6 protein-coding genes and 1 pseudogene are annotated in these 5,634 nt (G+C 64.1%); 5 read left to right on the top strand and 2 right to left on the bottom strand.

Annotated features, from left to right (window positions below):
• Both G3N99_RS33555 and G3N99_RS33550 read left to right on the top strand, forming a co-directional pair.
• Positions 1 to 387 (top strand): annotated as a pseudogene (locus tag G3N99_RS33555) (ATPase); the annotation flags it as partial.
• A 136-nt stretch (positions 388 to 523) separates the two neighbouring features.
• Positions 524 to 1,348, top strand: coding sequence for a Cof-type HAD-IIB family hydrolase (locus G3N99_RS33550; RefSeq protein ID WP_174940079.1), 825 nt, complete (start codon positions 524 to 526; stop codon positions 1,346 to 1,348).
• A gap of 118 nt (positions 1,349 to 1,466) precedes the next feature.
• Here G3N99_RS33550 and aqpZ read toward each other — a convergent pair whose 3' ends face one another.
• Positions 1,467 to 2,210, bottom strand: coding sequence for an aquaporin Z (gene aqpZ / locus G3N99_RS33545; protein WP_174940077.1), 744 nt, complete (start codon positions 2,208 to 2,210; stop codon positions 1,467 to 1,469).
• 300 nt (positions 2,211 to 2,510) lie between these two features.
• On the opposite strand from aqpZ, the gene G3N99_RS33540 reads away from it, so the two are divergent.
• Positions 2,511 to 2,807 carry an H-NS histone family protein gene (locus G3N99_RS33540; protein ID WP_011350588.1) on the top strand — a complete coding sequence of 99 codons (297 nt, stop codon included), beginning with the start codon at positions 2,511 to 2,513 and terminating at the stop codon, positions 2,805 to 2,807.
• 105 nt (positions 2,808 to 2,912) lie between these two features.
• On the opposite strand, the gene G3N99_RS33535 is transcribed toward G3N99_RS33540, so the two are convergent.
• Positions 2,913 to 3,977 carry a glycosyltransferase family 4 protein gene (locus tag G3N99_RS33535; RefSeq protein ID WP_174940075.1) on the bottom strand — a complete coding sequence of 355 codons (1,065 nt, stop codon included), beginning with the start codon at positions 3,975 to 3,977 and terminating at the stop codon, positions 2,913 to 2,915.
• 663 nt (positions 3,978 to 4,640) lie between these two features.
• Here G3N99_RS33535 and flhD point away from each other — a divergent pair.
• Positions 4,641 to 4,961 carry a flagellar transcriptional regulator FlhD gene (flhD, locus tag G3N99_RS33530; RefSeq protein WP_011350590.1) on the top strand — a complete coding sequence of 107 codons (321 nt, stop codon included), beginning with the start codon at positions 4,641 to 4,643 and terminating at the stop codon, positions 4,959 to 4,961.
• Positions 4,962 to 5,053: 92 nt separating this feature from the next.
• Positions 5,054 to 5,634 (top strand): flagellar transcriptional regulator FlhC (flhC, locus tag G3N99_RS33525; RefSeq protein ID WP_206124517.1); only part of this gene is annotated, 581 nt, incomplete at its 3' end.

Below are 5,634 nucleotides of genomic sequence, written 5' to 3'. Positions count from 1 at the left end.
GCGCTCGACGGCCGCGTGCCGCGCGATGCGTTTGCCAACGCGCTGCTCGCGGAAACGGGCGCGCAGGATCGTGACGCGCTCGTCCAGTGGTCGTGCGATGCGAACCAGACGATCTACGCGCGGCTTGCGCCGATCGTGCTCGCGCACCGTTCGCATCCGGTCGCGGGCGCACTGATCGCGCAGGCGGGCGACGAGATCGGCAAGATGATCGACGCGCTCGATCCGCAGCAGGCGCTGCCGGTCGCGCTGTGCGGCGGATTGGCGGACGCCCTCGCACCGACCGTGCCGGCGCGCCACGCCGGGCGGCTGCGCGCGCCGCTCGACGATTCTGCGCACGGCGCGCTGCAACTCGCGCTGCAGGCGTTGCGGGCCGCGGAAGGGCGCTGACGGCGTTTTGGCGGTGGTTGAACGCGCACCGCACCCGGGCCGGTGGCGGCGATCGACCGGGAACCGTCCGGCGGGCAACCGGGCACGACGTTAGAATGGCCGTTCCGCAGAGCCCTGAGCGCCATTCTCCCGTCCCATGTACAAAGTCATCGCCACCGATCTCGACGGTACCCTGCTGAACAGCGACCACCAGCTCGATCCGTACACGATCGACACCGTCCGTCGGCTCGACCGCGACGGCCTGCAGTTCGTGATCGCCACCGGGCGCCATTACGCGGACGTCGCCGGCATTCGCGACGTGCTCGGCATCCGGCCGTACCTGATCACGTCGAACGGCGCGCGCGTGCACGCGCCGGACGACACGACGATCCACGCGCAGGACATCGATCCGGCAATCGTCCGCGGCCTCGTGCAGCCGGACATCGTCGGCGCGCACGGCCGCGTGATCGTCAACCTGTTCACCGACCAGGGCTGGCTGATCGACCGCGATGCGCCGCACCTGCTCGAATTCCACCAGGATTCGGGCTTCCACTACGACGTGATCGACATGCCTGCGCATGACGGCGCGGATATCGCGAAGGTGCTGTACATCGGCGATCCGGCCGATCTGGCGGTCGTCGCCGAGCAGATGCGCGTGCGCTTCGGCGATGCGCTGTACGTCACGTACTCGCTGCCCGACTGCCTCGAAGTGATGACCGCGAACGTGTCGAAGGGCCGCGCGCTGCGCTCGGTGCTCGCGCGGCTCGGCGTCGACACCGGCCACTGCATCGCGTTCGGCGACAACATGAACGATATCGACCTGCTCGAAACCGCCGGCCACGCGTTCATGATGAACAACGCGAACCCCGACCTGGTTGCGCGGCTCCCGCACATCCCGCGGATCGGCAACAACTTCGACGCCGGCGTCGCCCGCCACCTGCGCACGCTGTTCTCGCTTGAAGACAACGTCGCCGCCTCCTGAGCCTCCTGCCGGAGCGGAAATGAAAAACGGGCGCCAGTGGCGCCCGTCGAAATTACCTGCCTCGATCTTCTTTGACAGCGTGAGGCTCGCTGCTCTGCTCGCTTGACCCCGTAGTGTTTTATTCGCTTGTGCGAGCCGATGCCGGCAACAGGTCGACGGCGTCGTCACGCCCCGCGACCAGCGGATAGATGATCCCGGCGAGTGCCGCGCCGATGATCGGTGCCACCCAGAACAACCAGAGCTGGCCGATCGCGTCGCCGCCCACGAACAGCGCGGGGCCGGTCGAGCGGGCCGGGTTCACCGACGTGTTGGTGACCGGAATCGAGATCAGGTGAATCAGCGTCAGGCACAGGCCGATCGCGATCGGCGCAAAGCCGGCCGGCACGCCGCGCTTGTCGGTGGCGCCCAGGATCACGAACAGGAAGAAGCCCGTCATCACGACTTCGCAAATGAACGACGCGCTGAGCGAGTAGTGGCCGGGCGAGCGCTCGCCGAAGCCGTTCGTCGCAAAGCCGCTGCCGACGACGTCGAAGCCCGGCTTGCCGGTCGCGATCAGGTACAGCACGAATGCGCCGAGCGTCGCGCCGACCACCTGCGCGACGATGTACGGCACGAGATCGCGTGCGGGAAAGCGGCCGGCGACCGTCAGGCCGACGCTCACCGCCGGATTCAGGTGGCAGCCCGAAATGTGGCCAATTGCGAATGCCATCGTCAGCACAGTCAGGCCGAAGGCAAGTGCGACGCCGGCAAAGCCGATGCCGAGGCCCGGAAAGGCGGCGGCCAGCACGGCGCTTCCGCACCCGCCGAGCACCAGCCAGAACGTGCCGAATACCTCTGCAGCGAGACGCTGAGAAAGATTCATGTAAGGACCTTGGTCAAGTGGATTGAAGACAACCGGACGACGAGACGGATTTAAACCGTCACCCGGAATTGGTCTGGATTATAGGAAATGAATCGGGTCGGGGAGGGTCAACGATTGTTAAATTTGAATAGCTGACGAATGCCTTTTATTAGAATAAGTCCGCATTCTCGATATAGCCGAATCGGTTAAAGATGACAGCATTAATTTTGAAGGGCAGGGCGGCAGTGCGGATGGCGTAACGGATGTTGGTGTCCCGGCCGGATTCGCCGGGGCCGCATCATCGAAAAGGGGAGTCGAAAAATGTCTCAATACGCGAAACTCAAGGCGCAGATCGCCGATCTGCAGGCCCAGGCGGACGATGTGCGCCGCCAGGAAGTGGCGGCGGTGATTGCGGAAGTCCAGCAAAAGATTGCCGAATATGGGCTGACTGCCCAGGATCTGGGCTTCGCGGAGCGAGCGAAGCGCGGGCGTCCGCCGAAGAAGGCGCCGCTACCCCCGAAATACCGCGATCCGAAGTCGGGCGCGACCTGGAGCGGGCGAGGCAAGCCGCCGAATTGGATCGTCGGTAAAAACCGCGATCGTTTCGTCATCGAATGACCGAAAACCCAAACAAAAGAGCCGCATCGAGATGCGGCTCTTTTGTTTTGCGCGCCGATTTCGGCGCGGATGTGATTACGGAATATTTCCTCGCGGAATTCCGTGTCAGGCGCCGGCGACCCGGCGCAATGCCGGTTGACGGGTGCCCGCGCAAAGCGATTCGTAAGTTTCGACATAACGCTGCGCCATCGCCTTCGAGCTGAAACGCGTGTCGAATCGTTCGCGGATGGCCGTGCGCGACAGGCTGTCGATCCGGTGCAGCGCGCCGACCGCGCCCTGCACGTCCTCGACGATGAAGCCGGTCACGCCGTCCTCGATCACTTCCGGCACCGAGCCGCGGTTGAACGCGACGACCGGCGTGCCGCAAGCCATCGCCTCGATCATCACGAGGCCGAACGGCTCCGGCCAGTCGATCGGGAACAGCAGCGCCTTCGCGCCGGACAGGAACGCGGGCTTCTGCGCCTCGTTGATCTCGCCGATGAATTCGACGTGCGCCTCGCCGAGCAGCGGCTCGATCACTTCCTTGAAGTAGTCGGCGTCGGCCTTGTCGACCTTCGCGGCGATCTTCAGCGGCAGCCCGCTTTGCGCGGCGATCCGGATCGCGGTGTCGACGCGCTTTTCCGGGCAGATCCGGCCGAGGAACGCGAGGTATTCGGGCTTCACGTCCGGCTGCGGCGTGAGCAGCGTGTCGGGCAGCCCGTGATACACGGTGCCGGCCCACGCGGCCTGCGGCAGCGGCTTGCGCTGGTTGTTCGAGATCGACACGACCGGCGCGTCCGGGAACGCGTCGAACACCGGCTGCAGCTCCGGCAGGTCGAGGCGGCCGTGCAGCGTCGTCACGTACGGCGTGTCGAGACGCGACATCAGCGGGAACGGCAGGTAGTCGAGGTGGAAGTGCAGCACGTCGAATTCATGCGCGACCCGGGCGACCTTTTCGAGGAGCCGCATATGGGGCGCCATCGAATCGCGGATCGACGGGTCGAGCCGCAGTGCGCGCGGCCAGGCCGCCTCGAGACGGGCCGACGTGACGGAGTCGCCGCTGGCGAACAGGGTCACGTCGTGGCCGAGTTCGACGAGCGCCTCGGTGAGGTAGGACACGACACGCTCGGTGCCGCCGTAGAGTTTCGGCGGAACGGCTTCGTAAAGCGGCGCGATCTGGGCAATTCGCATGGATTTCTCCTGTTTCGATCCGGGGGCGCGGTGGCGCTGATGCGGATCCCGTGCAAGGTTGCGGAACTCGCCGACGTACGCGGTTGGCGGTACGTGGCCGGGCCCTGGGCGGGGTGCGCGGGGCGCCGGACGGCAAGCTGCGGGGCGGGCCGGCACGGCTCGCGCCGCCGCCCATTGGAGTCCATTATCGATATCGCCCCGAGGGGTTCGAGTGTTTTTTCAAACACTTAAGGCTTGTTACACGATGAAATACGCGAAAACCCCGAGAAAAAGGGCGTGGAAACAGGAATGGAGATAGACGCAACTATTGTTGCGTCATCGTGAAAAAGCACTATAATTTTTACCGATCCGATTGTCGGCAGCCTTGCCGGAAAGCCTTCGATTACCGCTTGAAGGCCATCGGACCCATCGCAGCCGAATCCTTGCTGCCACACGCTTCCCCGCTTGCACCTTTCAATTCGCCTTGTCGGAAAAATTCCTACACGGTTTACAGAGAAATCCTGCATGGCATACGCCACTTCGCTGATACCGGCATAAATGCCGTTTGGCCAAAATTCGCCCTGTAAGACTATAAACGAGCCGACTGAGCGCCAAGAGCGCCCTGATCGAGCAAACGTTTTCATAACACGAATGGCCAAAGCAAAGCTCTTTAACGGGGGAATCATGAGCGCTACCAGCGAAATGCTCAGTGAGATCAAAGAGGTCAACCTGTCGTACCTCCTCCTCGCGCAACGCCTGCTGCGGGAAGACAAAGCGATGGGCATGTTCCGCATGGGAATTTCCCAGGAACTCGCCGACGTGCTCGCCAACCTCACGCTCGCACAGACCGTGAAGCTTGCCGCGTCGAACCAGATGCTGTGCCGCTTCCGCTTCGATGATCACGCGCTGCTCTCGTCGCTCGCCGACAAGGGCCGCAGCGATGTCGTCGCGCACGCCCACTCGGCCATCCTGATGGCCGGGCAGCAGGTCGAAGGCGTCCGCTGATCCATCCCGCCTTGCGTTTGTCCCGGCGTGCCGCGCCGGTGGGCAGCGTATTGGCCATCCATCCGAATAACGTCAAGCGGACGGTTATCACCATGGCAAGCAAAAGCGTCGTGATCGAGGTGAAGGAAATCACCCTCGCCATCGAACTGATCGAACTGGGCGCCCGGCTGCAACTGCTGGAAGCGGAGACGAGCCTGTCGCGGGACCGTCTGATCAAGCTGTACAAGGAACTGAAGGGCGTGTCGCCGCCGAAGGGGATGCTGCCGTTCTCGACCGACTGGTTCATGACGTGGCAGCCGAACATCCACTCGTCGCTGTTCTACAACATCTACCGGTTCATGCAGGACCACGGCCGCTGCGAGCCGATCCAGTCGATCGTGAAGGCGTACCGGCTCTATCAGGAGCACGTGAACCTGTCCGGCGACGAGGCCGCGCTGAGTCTCACGCGCGCCTGGACGCTCGTGCGCTTCTTCGATTCGGGGATGCTGCAGATGACCCCGTGCACGCGCTGCGGCGGCCACTTCGTCGCGCATGCGCATGATCCGCATCAAGGTTTCGTCTGCGGCCTCTGCCAGCCGCCGTCGCGCGCGGGCAAGACCCGCAAGGCCGCCGCCAGATCGGAAGAGCGTCGTGGAGGGAAAGAGGTAAGATCCGAGTGTAGCACTCGGTGGTA

Origin of the sequence: Burkholderia sp. Ac-20392 (assembly GCF_017104585.1) — a bacterium.
Classification (GTDB): domain Bacteria; phylum Pseudomonadota; class Gammaproteobacteria; order Burkholderiales; family Burkholderiaceae; genus Burkholderia; species Burkholderia lata.
Note: the sequence above shows the minus strand (reverse complement) of the source record. Positions and strands in the feature narration are given on the sequence as shown.

Coding starts and splice junctions, on each gene's coding strand:
- G3N99_RS33535 (WP_174940075.1), bottom strand. CDS start 3,977: ATGCGAATTGCCCAGATCGCGCCGCTTTACGAAGCCGTTCCGCCGAAA.
- flhD (WP_011350590.1), top strand. CDS start 4,641: ATGAGCGCTACCAGCGAAATGCTCAGTGAGATCAAAGAGGTCAACCTG.
- aqpZ (WP_174940077.1), bottom strand. CDS start 2,210: ATGAATCTTTCTCAGCGTCTCGCTGCAGAGGTATTCGGCACGTTCTGG.
- G3N99_RS33550 (WP_174940079.1), top strand. CDS start 524: ATGTACAAAGTCATCGCCACCGATCTCGACGGTACCCTGCTGAACAGC.
- G3N99_RS33540 (WP_011350588.1), top strand. CDS start 2,511: ATGTCTCAATACGCGAAACTCAAGGCGCAGATCGCCGATCTGCAGGCC.